Source organism: Gemmatimonadaceae bacterium (assembly GCA_016720905.1).
Lineage (GTDB): Bacteria > Gemmatimonadota > Gemmatimonadetes > Gemmatimonadales > Gemmatimonadaceae > Gemmatimonas.
Genome location: JADKJT010000005.1, coordinates 1 through 15,749 on the forward strand (window position 1 = coordinate 1; position 15,749 = coordinate 15,749).

The 15,749-nt window shown below is 64.2% G+C and carries 17 protein-coding genes; 10 read left to right on the plus strand and 7 right to left on the minus strand.

Annotation, left to right across the window (positions count from 1 at the left end; all coding sequences use genetic code 11):
• Positions 1 to 585 (minus strand): hypothetical protein (locus IPP90_06080; protein ID MBL0170290.1); only part of this gene is annotated, 585 nt, incomplete at its 3' end.
• A 152-nt stretch (positions 586 to 737) separates the two neighbouring features.
• The gene (locus tag IPP90_06085; GenBank protein MBL0170291.1) at positions 738 to 2,129 is read right to left on the minus strand and encodes a nitronate monooxygenase; all 1,392 of its coding nucleotides are present in this window, start codon (positions 2,127 to 2,129) and stop codon (positions 738 to 740) included.
• 257 nt (positions 2,130 to 2,386) lie between these two features.
• Here IPP90_06085 and IPP90_06090 point away from each other — a divergent pair, with 257 nt between their 5' ends.
• The 6 genes from IPP90_06090 to IPP90_06115 are packed head-to-tail and all read left to right on the plus strand — an operon-like array spanning position 2,387 to position 7,198.
• A complete protein-coding gene (locus IPP90_06090; GenBank protein MBL0170292.1) occupies positions 2,387 to 3,250 on the plus strand; it encodes a hypothetical protein in 864 nt (287 codons plus the stop codon).
• Between the two features lie 32 nt (positions 3,251 to 3,282).
• Positions 3,283 to 4,104 (plus strand): methyltransferase domain-containing protein, encoded by an 822-nt coding sequence (locus IPP90_06095; GenBank protein ID MBL0170293.1) that lies wholly within the window; start codon positions 3,283 to 3,285, stop codon positions 4,102 to 4,104.
• 27 nt (positions 4,105 to 4,131) lie between these two features.
• Positions 4,132 to 4,557: a nuclear transport factor 2 family protein gene (locus IPP90_06100; GenBank protein ID MBL0170294.1), complete on the plus strand. Its 426-nt coding sequence runs from the start codon at positions 4,132 to 4,134 to the stop codon at positions 4,555 to 4,557.
• Between the two features lie 37 nt (positions 4,558 to 4,594).
• Positions 4,595 to 6,382 carry a hypothetical protein gene (locus IPP90_06105; protein ID MBL0170295.1) on the plus strand — a complete coding sequence of 596 codons (1,788 nt, stop codon included), beginning with the start codon at positions 4,595 to 4,597 and terminating at the stop codon, positions 6,380 to 6,382.
• 2 nt (positions 6,383 to 6,384) lie between these two features.
• Complete coding sequence (locus IPP90_06110) at positions 6,385 to 6,762, plus strand: hypothetical protein (GenBank protein MBL0170296.1); 378 nt, start codon at positions 6,385 to 6,387, stop codon at positions 6,760 to 6,762.
• Between the two features lie 46 nt (positions 6,763 to 6,808).
• Entirely contained in the window at positions 6,809 to 7,198 is a 390-nt protein-coding gene (locus IPP90_06115) for a nuclear transport factor 2 family protein (GenBank protein MBL0170297.1), read from the plus strand.
• 2 nt (positions 7,199 to 7,200) lie between these two features.
• On the opposite strand, the gene IPP90_06120 is transcribed toward IPP90_06115, so the two are convergent.
• The 3 genes from IPP90_06120 to IPP90_06130 all read right to left on the minus strand — a co-directional run bounded on the left by IPP90_06120 (position 7,201) and on the right by IPP90_06130 (position 8,680).
• Positions 7,201 to 7,764: a fasciclin domain-containing protein gene (locus IPP90_06120; GenBank protein ID MBL0170298.1), complete on the minus strand. Its 564-nt coding sequence runs from the start codon at positions 7,762 to 7,764 to the stop codon at positions 7,201 to 7,203.
• A gap of 104 nt (positions 7,765 to 7,868) precedes the next feature.
• Positions 7,869 to 8,120 (minus strand): helix-turn-helix transcriptional regulator, encoded by a 252-nt coding sequence (locus IPP90_06125; protein MBL0170299.1) that lies wholly within the window; start codon positions 8,118 to 8,120, stop codon positions 7,869 to 7,871.
• A gap of 2 nt (positions 8,121 to 8,122) precedes the next feature.
• Entirely contained in the window at positions 8,123 to 8,680 is a 558-nt protein-coding gene (locus IPP90_06130) for a hypothetical protein (protein ID MBL0170300.1), read from the minus strand.
• Between the two features lie 150 nt (positions 8,681 to 8,830).
• Between IPP90_06130 and IPP90_06135 the strand changes: the two genes are divergently transcribed.
• From IPP90_06135 to IPP90_06150, 4 genes are all read left to right on the plus strand, one after another.
• Positions 8,831 to 9,109 carry a DUF3303 family protein gene (locus tag IPP90_06135; protein MBL0170301.1) on the plus strand — a complete coding sequence of 93 codons (279 nt, stop codon included), beginning with the start codon at positions 8,831 to 8,833 and terminating at the stop codon, positions 9,107 to 9,109.
• Between the two features lie 4 nt (positions 9,110 to 9,113).
• On the plus strand, positions 9,114 to 10,526 hold the full coding sequence (locus tag IPP90_06140; GenBank protein ID MBL0170302.1) for an amidohydrolase family protein: 1,413 nt from the start codon (positions 9,114 to 9,116) through the stop codon (positions 10,524 to 10,526).
• Between the two features lie 158 nt (positions 10,527 to 10,684).
• The gene (locus IPP90_06145) at positions 10,685 to 11,350 is read left to right on the plus strand and encodes a nitroreductase family protein (GenBank protein ID MBL0170303.1); all 666 of its coding nucleotides are present in this window, start codon (positions 10,685 to 10,687) and stop codon (positions 11,348 to 11,350) included.
• A 25-nt stretch (positions 11,351 to 11,375) separates the two neighbouring features.
• Positions 11,376 to 12,521 carry a hypothetical protein gene (locus IPP90_06150; GenBank protein MBL0170304.1) on the plus strand — a complete coding sequence of 382 codons (1,146 nt, stop codon included), beginning with the start codon at positions 11,376 to 11,378 and terminating at the stop codon, positions 12,519 to 12,521.
• On the opposite strand, the gene IPP90_06155 is transcribed toward IPP90_06150, so the two are convergent.
• Together IPP90_06155 and IPP90_06160 are read right to left on the minus strand one after the other, a co-directional pair.
• Positions 12,512 to 14,923 carry an ABC transporter permease gene (locus IPP90_06155; GenBank protein MBL0170305.1) on the minus strand — a complete coding sequence of 804 codons (2,412 nt, stop codon included), beginning with the start codon at positions 14,921 to 14,923 and terminating at the stop codon, positions 12,512 to 12,514. The genes IPP90_06150 and IPP90_06155 overlap by 10 nt on opposite strands.
• The gene (locus tag IPP90_06160; GenBank protein ID MBL0170306.1) at positions 14,916 to 15,626 is read right to left on the minus strand and encodes an ABC transporter ATP-binding protein; all 711 of its coding nucleotides are present in this window, start codon (positions 15,624 to 15,626) and stop codon (positions 14,916 to 14,918) included. Before IPP90_06160 ends, IPP90_06155 begins: the two co-directional genes overlap by 8 nt.
• Positions 15,627 to 15,749: the final 123 nt, after the last annotated feature.

The window sequence follows — 15,749 nt, forward strand, 5'->3', positions numbered from 1 at the left end:
GTATTCCACGGCGGAGAACGTGAAATCGTCCAGCGCAAAGTTGAATACCTGGCTATCGCCGCCGATGACTACGCTGGTGATGTTCTGCGCGCCGCTGACAAACCCGAAAAACTGGTTGCCCGTGGATAGCGCGATCTGATTGGTATAGCTGCCGCCCACATAATTGATGGTGATGTCGAAAAACGTGCCCATCAACTGATTGGTCAGGAAACCGAAGCCTGAGACCGGGCCAGCAAAGGTCGCGGTGAGCGGACCGACCGTATTGCGATTGTAGAGGCCGTCCAGAAAGCCGCCGGTGAAGTTCCCGCCCGCGTCGATCACCAGCGGACCGCCCGATACCGAATACGTGACCCCAGCCTTGATGTCGCCGGGGGCGATTGGAGTCCCCGAGCCGGGGGTGTACGCCGACAGGGAGTTGAGCGTGGACCCCAGATCGAAGTGGTAGTCGCTGGTGAAGTCTTCAATGGTGACCGGACCCACCGCACCGAGGAATGCCAGGTTGGTGTTGTACACGGTGATCTGCGCCTGCAGCGATACGCTGGACAGGACGACGGCGGCGAACGCCACGACGAGACGGCGGAACATGACGGGACCTCTGTGCGACAGCACGGGCGGAGTGACACAAATATTCTCGCGCCGATCTTGGCCCGGACGGATGAGTGCCGCAAGGCCCGCATGCAAGTCGAGCTCGCCATCTACCATGGCGAGCTCGACCGTGACCACTAACTACGCCGTCTTCAGACCGAGACGGCGACCTCGCGGGTCAGGTACGCCAGTACGTCGGCCGCGCCGTAGTGCGTCCGGCCTTCCAGAAACCGCGCCAGATTCACCACATCGTCACCGCTGGTGATAATGGAGGGTTCCTGCCATCCGTTTTCGCGCGCCTGCGGCATGCCGATACCGGCCACCAGGGCGTTGCAGAGGCACTGCCGATCGACCGCATCTTCAGACGTACCGCCCTTCTTGATATACGTGTCGACAGGTTCGGATGAACACCGATAGTCCAGCCGCCCGTCAGCACGCCGATACGTCTCGCGCAGATACCCCAGATCGCAGCACCGCTCGCGCGGCTGAAAGATCGGTGCCTTCTCATCGACAATCACGATCTTGAACGGATAGCCGGTCGGCGAGGCGCGCGCGTCTGTTCGAATGTGCAGGGAGTGGTTCAACGCGCCCGCAATCACGCGACGCTTGATGTCGGCGGTGAACCCCGATTCGTCGGTGTAGGCGAAGAGCGTGCCCACCTGCACGCCGGCGGCACCTTCCGACAACGCATGCTCTAGCGCTTCGGGTGACCCACCACCACCCGCGAGATAGAACGGCAGACCGATCTCACGCATCGCGGAGAGATCGACAATGTCGCGCTCACCATAAATCGGCTCGCCATTGTCATTGAGCTTCATCGGACCGCGCGGCGGCGCATTGTGCCCGCCGGCCGTTGGACCTTCCACGATGAATCCATCCACGCGGCCGTTGGACTTCCGCGCCAGCGTCAGGGCCAGGGTTGCGGCGGAAACGATCGGGAAGAAACGGGGGCGGACGAGCGATGCGGTGGCGTCGGGGAACCGCGTGCGCGGATCAAACGTCAGGAACGACGTTTCGCCGGACAGCTGACCGACCACATCCAGCTTGATTGACGCGGTCTCGTGGTTGGCCATCGCATCCAGCGCCCCGGGGATTTCGCGGGGAATGCCGGCACCCATCAGTACCACATGCACGCCAGCCATCATCGCGCCGTACAGCGCCGGCAACGTGGGCATCTGGATCTTGGTGAGCAGGTTGATGCCCACCAGACCGTCGTGTCCTTCCTTGGCCAGCGTCACTTCGACATAAGAACCCAGCATCGTGATCTGATCACGCAGTGCCGTGACGGTCTGCTTATACATGGGCAGCAGGCGATACGGCTGATCCGCTGAGCGCCCTTCAGGTTCGAAAAAGCGCTTCATCACATAGGCCACGACGTCAGGCATCGGGAAGCTCTGCATCGCGCGCCGCACATGACCGCCGGGATCGCCGTCCTGCAATCGACGTACGAGGACCACATCGAGGGCCGTGCCTGAGACGACGCCCAGATGCCCTGCCTGCGAGACGGCGCGCGCCAGTTTCCAGTTGGAGACGGCGACGCCCATACCGCCTTGGATGATGCGCGGGAGGCGAGCGAAATCGCTCATAAAGGCCCTTGGGATGGAGCGACCGCCAACGGAGCGGTCGTGAAGCTACGCGGACACATCGTGGGTCACTGGCGTTTCGGCCAATCTCAAATATAACCGAAAAACCGTACTGGGCAGTTTTCGGTCGATTTTCGCTGGCCTTGCGCCCCGACCTTCTACCATCAACCTTATGCGGGATATGGTCTTAAGACCCCCTCGACGATCCGGAAATGCTCATGCTTGCGGCACGTTCTCGTGTAGTTCGGCGCGCCGTCGGCGTGGCCGCATTGTCGTTGGTCGCCGTGCACGCGCCGGCTCAGGGTAGACCGCTCGGCGTGTGGCGTGTCGAGCGCGGCGTGAGCGCTCCCTGGGTGCGTCAAGGTGTCGACCGCGCCGATACCAAGGCGTGGGTTGGCCGCACGGTGCGATTTGAGGCGAGCCGCGTGCGTGGCCCCGGCGTGCTGAACTGTGGTCGTGCCCGGTTCGAGTCGGCGTCGCAGCCGGCCGAGGGGTTGTTTCAAGGAGGATTGCCCGCCCCGGCTCGATCAGCGGCTGAACAACTGGGCATCGTGCGATTCCCTGTTCCCGGCGTACTGCTCACCTGCGATGCCGGATCGTTCGACTTTCATCGGGTGGATGGCACCACGATGCTGATCGCCGTGGACAACGTCATCTGGACCTTGTCGCGGTCGGCCGGTGCACTCTTGCCGGCCACCTCACCCAGTGGTGTCGTGCAAGTATTTCTGGAACGCCATTTTGCCGGCGACATGGGGTTTGACACGGCCAGCGTGGCGGACAAGCAAGGCTGGCTCACCGCCTCATTGCGCGCGGCGATCGCCGCGTACCTTGCGCGCCCCGGTTCACCCAATGAGGTGCCGGTGATCGATGGCGACCCGTTCACCGATTCGCAGGAGTATCCGACGCGTTTTGCCGTGAGTCCTGCCGTGGTGCGCGGATCGTCGGCGACCGTCGCCGTGCGTTTCGGCGATGGCTATCGCGACCGCACCATTCGGTATGCGCTGCGAAGCACCGGCGCCACATGGCGAATCGACGATGTGCACTACGAAGCCGGCTCGACCCTGCGCGCCTTACTGCGCTGAATGGCAAGCAGGACGATGCAGTAGTTTGCGGCATGAGCACACCGAATCCTGATCAGGTTCCTGAAAACTGGGGCGCCATCGCGGCCGACTATGAACAGTCGTTCGAGGCGCTGAGCACGCAGTTCGCCGCGCACGCGCTGGAACTGCTGCGGCTTTCGCGCGGTGATCGCGTAATAGATGTGGCGGCGGGCACGGGCGCGTTCAGTTTGCTGGCGGCCCGCGCCGGTGCGGACGTGCTGGCCACCGATTTTGCCCCCGGCATGGTGACGCGCCTGCGCGCACGCATCGCGGAACGACGACTGTCGAATATCACCGCCGAAGTCATGAACGGCGAAGCGTTGGGCGTCCCTGATGCCTCGTTCGATGCCAGCGTCTCGGTGCTCGGACTGATCTTCTTTCCGGATATCGCCAAGGGGTTGGACGAGTTGCGGCGCGTGCTCCGTCCTGGTGGTCGCGCCGCGGTGGTCTGTTGGAGCGATCCGGCCAAGCTGGAACTGATGACGGGCGTCATGCGCGCCATACGGACCGTAGCCCCGGGATTCGAACCGCCGCCAACGGCGCCGGTCTGGGCACGCCTGGCCGGGGCCCCCGCGCTGCGCGAACAGATGCAGCGGGCGGGATTCCATCGCGTGGAGATCACGGAATCCACCCGTACGCTGCGGGTGGAGTCGCCCGAGACGTTCTGGACGAATTTCACCAGGTCGGCGCCGCCATTGGCGTATCTGTTCGCGCAGTTGGGTCCCGAGCAGACGGCGGCAGCAGGACGCGCCTATCTGGACGCGCTTCGGGCGCAGACCAGCGACGGGGTGCCGGCCGTGCGGGTCGAGGCGTGCATCGGAATCGGCCACGTATAGCACGTTCCCCTCTCATCCACACCGACCATGAGCCAGCCGCTTGTTCCCCCGTTCACGCTGGAAACGGCCACCGCCAAAGTGCAGGCGGCGCAAGACGCCTGGAATAGCCGCGATCCGCAGCGCGTGTCCATGGCCTACACCGAAGACTCGGAATGGCGCAACCGCTCGGAATTCCTGCGTGGACGTGAGCAGATTCGCGCCTTCCTGACGCGTAAGTGGGAGCGAGAACTGGACTATCGACTCAAGAAGGACCTGTGGGCCTTCACGGACAACCGGTTGGCCGTGCGCTTCGAATACGAATGGCATGACGCGAACGGTCAGTGGTGGCGCTCGTATGGCAACGAGAATTGGGAGTTCACGCCGGAGGGTCTCATGGCGCGTCGCTTTGCCAGTATCAACGACCTTGCCATACACGAACACGAGCGCCGCATTCACGAACCGCTGCGACGCTGAACCTCGCGGGCAGCCGATCGCGCCGTAGATTGGCCGCATGACTTGGATACTGTCGCTCGTCGTCGCCGCGCTCTCCGCCGCGACGGGCCTCGTCCTGGCGGGTTTCATCGCCAGTCTGGCCACCAGTTGGTATCGCATCTCGTCGTTTGAAGGCGGCGCCGGCTACTTCGTCATCGTCATCGCCATCGGTGGCGCACTCGTTGGTGGCGTGGTCGGTCTGGTGGTGGCGCGCGCCGTCGCCGCCGGGACGAATCCGGGTTTCCTCAAGGCGATGGGATTGGCCCTTGGCGCCGTGACGCTGATTGCGGTGACGATTGGCGGCGTGGCACGCATGCGGGCCGACGTGGCGCCTGAGGCCGACGGAGACGGACTGTTGATGGCGGTGGAGTTTCGCTGGCCTGCCGCAGACACCGTCAGTCCGGCTTCGTATGCGGGAGCGGGCTGGACGCGACTGGGTACCAGTGAAGGCCGGGTGACGCGAAAGAGCGAGGATGGCCCGCTGTTCGTCGACCTGGCTCGGTACGAAGATGGACACTGGGTCGTGCCCGGTGCGGCGCGCCTCTTCACCACCCGCGGCGACCGCGTGCTTGACGTGGGCATTGGCGAGAAGCGATTCGGCGGCTTTCTCCTGTCGTCCAAGGGCAATTCCAACGCGCCGGACACCGCGTGGAGCGCGTGGTTCCCGCACGCGAAGCCGGGCGCCCCCCCACTCCCCGATCAGTTCTCGTATCGCTTTCGCGTGATGCGCGCGACGGAGCCGGTGCGTACTGATGCCGTGGGACCATTCACCATCGAGACGCTGGCGGGAAGTTTCTCGCACAGCGGGGTCGACGAGCCGGTCAGCGCGCACTCGACGTTTCGTCTGGCCTATCGAGGCCAACCCATGCCGTCGTATCAGGCGGTCGGCGCCGTGGCGGTCGTTGGTGGTGCGCGTACGGCACTGCTGGTGCAGTCCACCAATGACGCTGGTGACGCGCACTGTGTGATGCTCACCGAGGATGGATCGACCGTGCGGTCGCAACCGATCGGCACGTGTTACGGTGACATCACTGGCGAACCACTGACGGCGGATGCCACGGTGTATCACGCGGCGCGTACGCGCCATTCCGTGAGCGGTTGGGTGGACCGCGCCACGTTGGCGACGCCGGGACTCTATCTGGTCAATAACACCGTCCTCGATACGCGAACGCTGTCATTCCAGGAGTTGGTTGACGACCCCGACGCGAGACGCATGGGCAGCATCCCGCCGGTGTCGCTCGCACCCGACGAACGGAGCTTTGTCTGGTTCTCCATGGACGGGTCCGATCATCCGCCCATGGTGGGTGTCACCGAATGGAAGACGGGTGCCTCGTACACGTTTCCGATTGATGCGAGCCGGATGCGTATTCGCGATCGCGATGATGTCGATCCGCAGTGGGTAGCGCATCACTTTTCCTGGGTGCGTGGCGCAGATGGCGCCGATCGGTTGGTGGAGCGTCCGCACTTTGTCCCGCTGCCGTACCGCGGGCTGTTCCTGCGCGGCGGCCCGGGCGACATCACGCAGTACACGCTCTCACCCGGCGGCAGCGCTCTCCGCAAGGCGATGGTGGACGTGTTGATCGCGACACTGGGCGCGCGGCGGGAGCCCGACGAATTGGACGGCTTCTATATCGTGCTCACGATCGACGGCAAGACCGTGAAAGGGACGATCGGCGGCGGCGTGTCGTTCTCGATGGGGAAGGGCGAGGGCGACCCGGTGCTGATGACGAAAGTGGCATCGACGCTGGATGCCGCCGTGGCCACCGGGAAGTTCGATGCGCTGTTTGTGACGGACAAGGAAGAGTGATGGTGGCGCGGCGTCCAGCAGCGATTGCCACTCTGCTCGCTGGCCTCGTCGCGTGCGGGGATGCCATACAACCACGCGCCACCGAAGCGTGGACGGCGGACCTCGTGGTCACGCGTCAGGTGCTGTTCATGACGCTCACGCGGGAGTCGTCAACCGTGAAAGGCACTGGCAGTCTCACCGCGCTGTTGGTGCCCGGCAGCGGCGACCCGCTCACCATTGCCGGCACGCGACGTGGTGACACGCTCGATATCACCTACCGTCGCGCTGACGGCGGATCATTTCGATTCGTGGGTTCGTACGTTGCCAACAATGCCGGCCTTCAGGGTTCAGTCAACGGCGGCGAATTCACCAATCTCCGAGTGTCATTCCGAAAACGCTGATGCGTGCAGGCTGCGACAGGCGGTTCTCACCTTTTCCCGAAGGCCCATGAGTATCGAAACCGTCAGCGCGTGGCATCACCTGGTGGCGTCACGGGATCCGGCCGCACTGGAGAGGCTGCTGGCCGACGACGTCGTGTTTCACTCGCCCATCGTGCATACGCCGCAAGTGGGCAAGGTTGTCGCCACGCGCTACCTGACCGCCGCCTTCCACGTGTTCTTCAACGAGACATTCCGCTACGTGCGCGAACTCGTTGGCACGCGTGATGCCGTGCTGGAATTCCAGGTCGACATCGACGGCATCACCGTCAACGGCGTGGACATGATTCGCTGGAACGAGGACGGCCGCATCGTGGATTTCAAGGTGATGGTGCGACCCCTCAAAGCCATCACCTTGATCCACGAGCGAATGGCGGCGCTGCTGCAGCGGCCGCGGTAACGCTATTTCTTGGCGGTCGGCACGATGACCCCGTCGATCACATGCACCCACCCGTTGGACGCGCGCACCGAAGCCACAATCTTGGCGCCGCCGAAGTAGGTATCCGCCCCCTGCTTCGTGATCGCGGCCGTGGTGCCATCGACCATCATCAGGTCGCCCGCCGGCAGGTCTTCCACGGCGAGCGCCGACGTGATCACGTGATGATAGAGAATGTTGACCAGCGTCGCCTTGTTTTCGGGTTTCACGAGCGTCTCGACCGTGCCCTTGGGCAACTTGTCGAACGCGCCGTTGGTGGGCGCGAACACGGTGAACGGACCGGCGTTGGCGAGGGCGTTCACAAGGTTCGCCGCCTGCAACGCCGCCACCAGTGTCGTGTGGTCTTTCGACCCGACCGCCACCTTGACGACGTCGGGCATGGATTCGTTGTCCTGCACGGACGCCTGTCCACCCACTGCCGGTGTCGCGTCACTGGACGCCGCAGCGGCTGGCGTATCACCGCCCTTGGGAGCGCACGCGACAACGATTGCGATCAGCGCGGAGTACGCGAGCCATCGGGTCGGAATCATCGGGCCGGACCTCTTCTGAAGGAATACCTGAAAGTTGTATCTGGTATCCAACATTGTGGGGTGCGCTGGACCCGGTCGCAGTCGGGTATTCCCTGCCAGCGGTGTCAGGCGTTTCTCTGTACGCCAGGCATCTGATCGTCGCGGGCATCGTCCAGCGTGAAGATCGCCTCCACGGTCGTGCCGAACACCTTGGCGATCTGAAGGGCCAGCAGCAGCGACGGCACATAGCGGCCCTGTTCGAGCATCATGATGGTCTGTCGTGTGCATCCGACGCGATCGGCCAGCGCCTGCTGCGTCATCTCGTCGTGCGCGAAGCGCAGTCGTCGAATGTCGTTGCGTATCGTGGCTTTGGGCATGGCTACTGCCTCCGGTAGCCGAGCATGACACCGGCAAGTTGCGCCAGCACGTTCACCATCAGGCACGACCAGAAGATGAGGTAGAGGTACACCGACGGAACCAGGTGCGTGCTTTGGTACGCTTCGGTGAGCCCGATCATCCAGACGGCCAACGTGACGAGCATGGCCGGTCCCGTTCCAGCGGGCGCCGTAGCGAGAATGGCGCGGTCGCGCTCATCGAGGGTGCCATCGTCCCGCGTCATCCACATGGACACGCGCCCCATATAGACGGTGAACACCGCCAAGGCAGCAATCAACAGGCCGGTCACGGTGAGTCGCACCGAGTCATTGTCCCAGAATACCTGCGCGCCGTGGGTGGCGACAACGCCCGCCGCGACGACGGTGATGAGCGATGCAAGCAGCAGCGTGTTCCGCGCCGATCGCTGGAGCGCGGTGGTTGGCATCGATTCGCCAGGTGCCAGCTGGAGTGGCGGCATGCGACGCTGCGCTCGACGAACCGTGAAGAAGACGACCCCAAACGCTGCCCCGACCGCGATAATGCCCAACAGAATGACGTTCATAAACCCACCGGAAGAAGGTTAAGGGAGAAGTAATATATTTCTTACATATTGTCAAGCATTTCTTATAACAGGAGCTAGCTCGGGCCGATTGGGTGGTGCATGATCCCCGCAGTCACCCTCTGCCACCCCTTTCGCGACGGTCCCTGATCAATGCGTTTCCTGATAGTCGAGCATTTTCGCGAGGGGAATCCACGCCCGGTGTACCAGCGGTTCGCTGAGCGAGGGCGCCTGGCGCCGGTCGGGCTCGGGTACGTGGCGAGTTGGGTGACCACCGATCTCACGCGGTGCTATCAGGTCATGGAGTGCGACGACTCGGCGTTGTTGGAGGAGTGGATGTCGCAGTGGCGGGACCTGGTGGAGTTCGAGGTGTTTCCGGTGCTCACGTCACCGGAGGCGGCCGACGCCGTCGCCGCACTGGATGCGGCGTAGGCCCATGCGAATCCGCACCGTTGCGATCCGGGCCATGGTGGTGGCGTGTCTGCCATTGGCTCACATATCAGGGCAGCGACCAGCGGTCGATCTGCTCATCACCAATGCCCGTGTGATCGACGTCGAGACCGGAGCCATCACGGCCGGCCGCACGATCGCCATTCGTGGAGACACCATCGTTGCTGTCGGAGATGTACGCGGCGCGGCGGGCTACCGCGCGAAACAGACCATAAACGCGCGCGGGCGATACGTGATCCCCGGTTTGTGGGACATGCACATGCACTTCGGTGGTGGCCCGGCGCTGATTGCCGAGAATCGCGCGCTGATGCCGCTGTTCATCGCGCATGGCATCGTCGCGGTGCGCGACGCGGCGGGCGACCTGTCGGAGAGCGTGCTGGCGTGGCGCGACTCGGTCGCGCACGGCACGATCACTGGCCCGACCATCTTCACGTCGGGTCCGAAAATCGAAGGGATCAACTCTATTTGGCCGGGCGACCAGGAAGTGGACACCAAGGCCGGCGTAGACAGCGCGCTCGACAAACTGCAGGCCATGCGCGTGGACTTCGTGAAGCTCACGGACAATACGCTCAAGCCCGATCTGTTCCGCTATGCGCTGGGCGAGATTCGCCAGCGTGGACTCAAGAGTTCGGCGCACATCCCTGTTGCCGTGCCGGTGCGCGAGGCCGTGGAATTGGGATTGAGTTCCATCGAACATCTGTCGTACGCAGTGCGTGCGGGCAGTGAGCGGCCCGGCCAACCACCGGCGCGTGACATGATTGCCGCGTTCGATTCGGCGACCGCCATGGCCACGTACCGACTGATGGCGCAACAGGGCACCGCCATCACGCCCACCCTGAATATCAGCCGCACGTTGGCCTGGCTGGATACCGACACGCATGCCAACGATGAGTACCTCAAGTACATCGGTCCGGGTTTGCGTGCCACCTATCAAGGTCGCGTTGATCGGGCCGCCACCGCCGATGCGGCCGCGATCGCACGTCGTCACCAGATGTTCGATTTCACCAGCGCGCGCCTGCCCATGCTGGCGCAGGCCGGCGTGATGATCCTGGCCGGCACCGACGCCGGGTTTCTCAACTCGTTCGACTACCCCGGCGTTGGGCTGCATGACGAATTGCAGTTGCTGGTCGAGTCGGGATTGACGCCGCTGCAGGCGCTGCAGGGCGCAACTATCAATGGCGCGCGATTTCTCAACCGCACCGCTCGGCACGGGACCATTGCCCGCGGCCACGCGGCCGATCTGGTGCTCCTCGACCGCAATCCGTTGCGGGACATCAGGGCCACGCGGGCGATCTCCGGCGTGGTGTTGCGGGGGGAGTATCACAGTCGGGCGGCACTCGATGCCATGCTCCGCGCCACCGCCGAGCAGGTGGCGCGGATGCTGACTCCGGTGCCCTAGAGTTTTCGGACGATTCCGATTTCGCGCGGTTCACGGGATTGCGTTGGCGCCGACCGGAATAGCGGCGGGCCAGGCCAGGCCGGGCATTGACCGGACCATCATGAGGCGACTGTTTACGGGTGTCGTTGGTTGTTTCCGTCAACTGCAGGACCGCCGCCATGCCTGAGCATCCGTTCGTTCCGCTGGAGTTCGAGCGCGTCTCGCTCGACGAGTCACAGTCGCGCGCCCACGCGTTTTACGAGCGCATGAAGCTCCGTCGCACTACTCGCCATTTCTCCAGCGAGCCCGTGCCGCGGCAGCTCATCGAGTACGCGATTCGCACCGCCGGCACGGCGCCCAGCGGGGCGCACCAGCAGCCGTGGACCTTCGTGGCCGTGTCCGATCCGGCGCTCAAGGCGGAGATTCGTCGCGCGGCGGAGGAGGAAGAGCGCGAGTTCTACAGTGGCCGCGCGCCGGCGGAATGGCTGGAAGCGTTGGCGCCGCTGGGCACCGATCAGCACAAGCCGCATCTCGTTGACGCGTCGTGGCTGGTGGTGCTGTTTCGTCAATCGTATGGGATGCAGCCGGATGGCAGCAAGCGTACCTACTACTACACGCAGGAGTCGTGCGGTATCGCGGCCGGGTTGTTCATCGCGGCCGTGCACAAGATGGGACTGGTGACGCTCACGCACACGCCCAACCCGATGGCGTTTCTGTCCGAATTGCTGGGTCGGCCCGCGAACGAGAAGGCCATGCTGGTGATGCCGGTGGGGTATCCCGCAACAGATGCGAAAGTGCCGGATATCGTTCGGAAGCCGCTCGACGAAATCTGCGTGTGGAAGTAGGGACACGGTCCACCCGCAAGAAGGCGTGCTGGTGATTCGTACGCGCTGGCGGGCCGTGGCCCTCGCGGTAGGGCTGAGTGTAAGTGGCTTTGGAGCGAACGCGCAGGCAGACCCTGCACGCCTCGACACGACACACTTGACCACCAATGCCCGTGCCGTGTATCGCACCTGGCAGGCCTACCTGGCATCCCGCGTGGGCCGGTTCTCGGCCACCGCCAGAACACCATCACCGTACTGGTCAGCCGCAGAGCAAACGCGTTGGCCCGTGTACGATCTGGCCGACTTCTATCTCGACGACGCGGCGGTTCCGGAAATTGTCGCTGTTGAACCGGTCCGCGAAGGCGCGCGCGATGCCTATCGCATCACCACGCGCTTTCACACCGGCAATCAGGCGTCACGCAGTGCCACCTGGTGGACGGCGATGACGGTGACCGTGTTCGCGGCGCGAGAAGGCGGTGCGTGGAAACTTTCCAACGCACTGCCGCGCCTGACCGCCAAATGGCATCGCGACACCGTTGGTCCTATCACCTATGTGTACGCACCAGACTACCCCTACGATCACGCACGGGCGAAACGCGCGGTCGCTTTCACCGACTCACTGGCCGCCGCCTTCGGCGTGCCGACGCTTGCGCCGCTCACGTACTTCCTCACGCCAACGGTCGATGAGGTATACCGGATCATGGGCCTCGAATCGGATGTGAAGTTCGGACCGACTGGCGGAGCGGCGCAGCCGGTGAATCGTATGCTGTTCTCGGGAAACCCCGCGCTGGGAGAGGAGTACCGCCATGAATTGGTGCATCTCGTTCTGGCCCCTCTGGTCACGGGGAATACGAGCTATTTGGTCTCCGAAGGTGTCCCCACGTGGATTGGCGGCACCGCTGGTGCCACTTTCTCCGCATCCGTTCGATCGCTCGCCGATTTCTTGAAACAACGCCCCACGGTATCGCTCGATGCGATCATGTCCGGTTCGTTCTCCAATGCCCAGTTCTATCCCGCCGGAGCGGTGCTCGTTGACATGGTGTTCCGACAGGGTGGCGTCGCGGCGGTGAAGGAACTCTTCAACAGCGACGGACGCGGCGGCGACACGAAGAGCATTGTCGCCCGGCTGCTGAAACGCCCCTGGCCGGACGTCGCCCGCATCTGGCGCGCACGCGTGATGACCTACTCGTAGGCGAGAGCCGCGCGCGTCGTAATCCGCGTTGCCCGCCACGCCGGCCACGCGCAGGCAACAACCGACACGACCAACACCACGCCCAGCCACTGCACCACGCCGGCCACATCAGGCATCCAGGTCACCGCCAGCGGCAGCATGATGCGCCCAAACGCTCGGCCCAGTACCACGCTCATGGGCAGCGACAGCGGGATGGCCAACGCCCAACCGAGCAGCGCAATTACCAGTCCTTCGATTTGCACCATGGTCATAATTGCGCCATGGCGCGCGCCAATGGCGCGCAACACACCGATCTCTCGCGTACGTTCCAGAACGGCCATGCCCATAGTGGACGCGAGCGCGAGTCCGCCCACGACGATCATCAGTTGACCCATGATGCCCAGAAACCCGGCCACCATCAACAGGTGATCTTCAGTGACCTTGCGCGACTCGACCATCATCTGGCCGGTTTGTACCGGGTAGCCGCTCTGCGCGAGCGCGGCACGGAGCCGTTGCATGAGGTCCAGTTGTGATGCCGGGCCGCGCAACGACGACGCCACGACCATGCGATCGACCCGACCGCCGGCGGTGATTGCCGCGATGGTCGCCCGCGGCGCATAGGACGCGGGCGACGGGCCGGATTCCACGATACCGACCACGTGCCACGGCTGCGTTCGACCGGCAATCACGAGATTCACCGTCGCGCCAACGCGCATGGACGGCTCATCGCCCGACAGGCGACGATTCACCACGATCGCGCGTTCGTCGCTGTCGTTGAGCCATCGTCCCGCTGTGATATCGTGCTTGAGCATGGCGGTGCCAGGCGTCGGCGCGCTGACGGGAAACGCATTGCCCGGCAGGCCGTCGCCGCGGTCCAGTGTCGCGCGCGCTGCACTCCACGCTTCTGCGTCACCCACGCCGCCGATGGCACGCACAACCGCTTCGAGCGAGTCGGCCGGCCAGGCGTTGGCCGTGCGTAACGCCATGTCGTACCGTTGCGTGTCAAACAGCAGCCCCACCGCGCCGCGCACCGAGGTGCGCAGGTTGAGCGCGCCAATGTACACCGCGCCGCCCATCGCCAGCGTCAGCAGCGTCAATGACATGCGCAGTCGCTTGCGAAACGCGTTGCGTAACGAGAGCAGCAGCGGTCGCGCCATGCCACCCATTGCATCGAGGCGCTTGCCGAAGTCGCCCAATGCGGCGCGCGAGCCCGTGGCCGTGATGCCAACGTCCCGAAGCGCTTCTCCCACCGAAATTCGACAACCGCGTGAAACCGGAATTGCCGCCGCGGCCACGGGGAAGATCAACCCGACTGCCAGCTGAACGAGAAACGCCGAGGACGGAATCGCGAACCCCTTCGTGCTGAAATTCAGCAGGTCGGCGGTGAAGTCGGCATACCAGCGTCCGACAAATGCCGCCAGCGGAATGGCAATGGCGCAGGCTACGAGTCCAAGGAGAAACGCCAGCAGCAGATACATCTGTGCGATCTGTCGAGGTGTCGCACCAATCGCTTTCATCACGCCAATTTCGCGCACCTGTCCGGTGAGCATGGCGCCAATGAGATTGACCACCAGAATGCCACTGAGCAGCAGCGCGATCGCGCCGAACGCGCCTTGCGTGAACAACAGCGAGTCGATTTGCGCGGCGTGGATGTGTCGTCCGGGCACCGGAACGTCCACCGCGGTTACGGTGCGTCCATTGCGCTGAAGCAGTTGCTGCACCTGCTGTGCCACGCGACGAATGCCGTCGCGATCGAGCGTGCTGTCACGCACCACGAACTGCAGTTCGTTGAACGTCGCGGATAGGCCGAGGGAGCGCAGCGACGACGGCGACGCGAAGGTGTACACCACGTGCTCCATCCAGCCCGGCGCGAGACCGACATCCCGCGCGATGCCAGTGATGGCCATCGTGATCGGCGCGTTGTCGCCCACCTGAACCAGCAGTGAGTCACCAATGGAGGCGCCCGCATAATCCACCGACGAACGTTCGATCACGAGTTCGCCGTCGCGCGGAGGCCACTGGCCCGCTTCGCTCAGCACCTTGCCAATCGCGCTGCTCTCAAAGTCGTCGAGCGCGAACACCACCAATGATCGCGGAGACGCCGCACCGGCCACCCGCACGCCACCATTCACGGTGCGGCGCGCCTGGACTGCGGCAATGCCCGTCATGGCCCGTACTTGTGCCACGATCGCCGCGCTGACCGAGTCGACACGCAGCGTCGCTGACGCCGGCCGACTGGCACGATACTCCTCTCGCGTGACCTGACGCATAAGCGACCAGGTGTCCAGCACGGAACCCGCGCCAGCCAACCCAACCACCATGGCCAGCACCACCAGTGCCGTACGCGATGGATGCAGTTGCAGGTCGCGCAGCACCTTTCGCCACCGCGGACTCAATGCCCGCTCAACCATTCGACTAAACATGCTCAGCCAGCAATCGACCATCGGCCAGTGTCAGCACGCGGGTGGCATGCTGAATGGCTCGGTGCTCGTGGGTGACCATGACAATCGTCTGCCCATCGCGCGCGAGCTGCGCGAGGATCGCCAACATGGCGTCAGAGGTCCGCGAGTCGAGATTGCCCGTGGGCTCGTCGGCCAGCAACAGCGCTGGTGCGTTGGCCAACGCCCGCGCCACCGCCACGCGCTGTTGCTGACCACCAGACAGCGTGGACGGCAGCTTGTCGCACTGATCGGCCACGCCCAACCGATCGAGCAGTGACTCGGCGCGAGCCCGTCGTGCTCTCGGCGCAAATGTACCGCAGAAGTCCATGGGCAGCATCACGTTCTCGGCGGCCGTCAGCGTGGGCAGCAATTGAAAGAACTGGAACACGATGCCGACGGCGCGTCCGCGCCATGGTGACAGTTCGTGTTCGGCCAGCGCATGCACCGGCGTGCCGTCGATGATGACTTCGCCGTGTGTCGGCCGGTCGATCCCGGCGAGGAGCGAAAGCAGGGTAGACTTGCCACTGCCAGACTCGCCAACGACGGCCACGAACTCGCCGGCCTTGATGGACAGCGAGACGTCGTCGAGCGCGGTGAAGGGACCGGCGGGGGTGTCGTATTGTCGGGAGACGCCACGCAGTGAGAGCAGCGGCGAGTCGGTGTGGGTGGCGGTGGTGTTAGTCATGCGGAGGACGATACGGTGGGCCACCGCGCCGTCGCTACCGTGTGCGTTGCCGTTCAACCGCCTCGTGCGACCGTTCAGCGAATCGTACCTGTTCGTGCCCCGGTCGCCGCGTCATGGTTCACT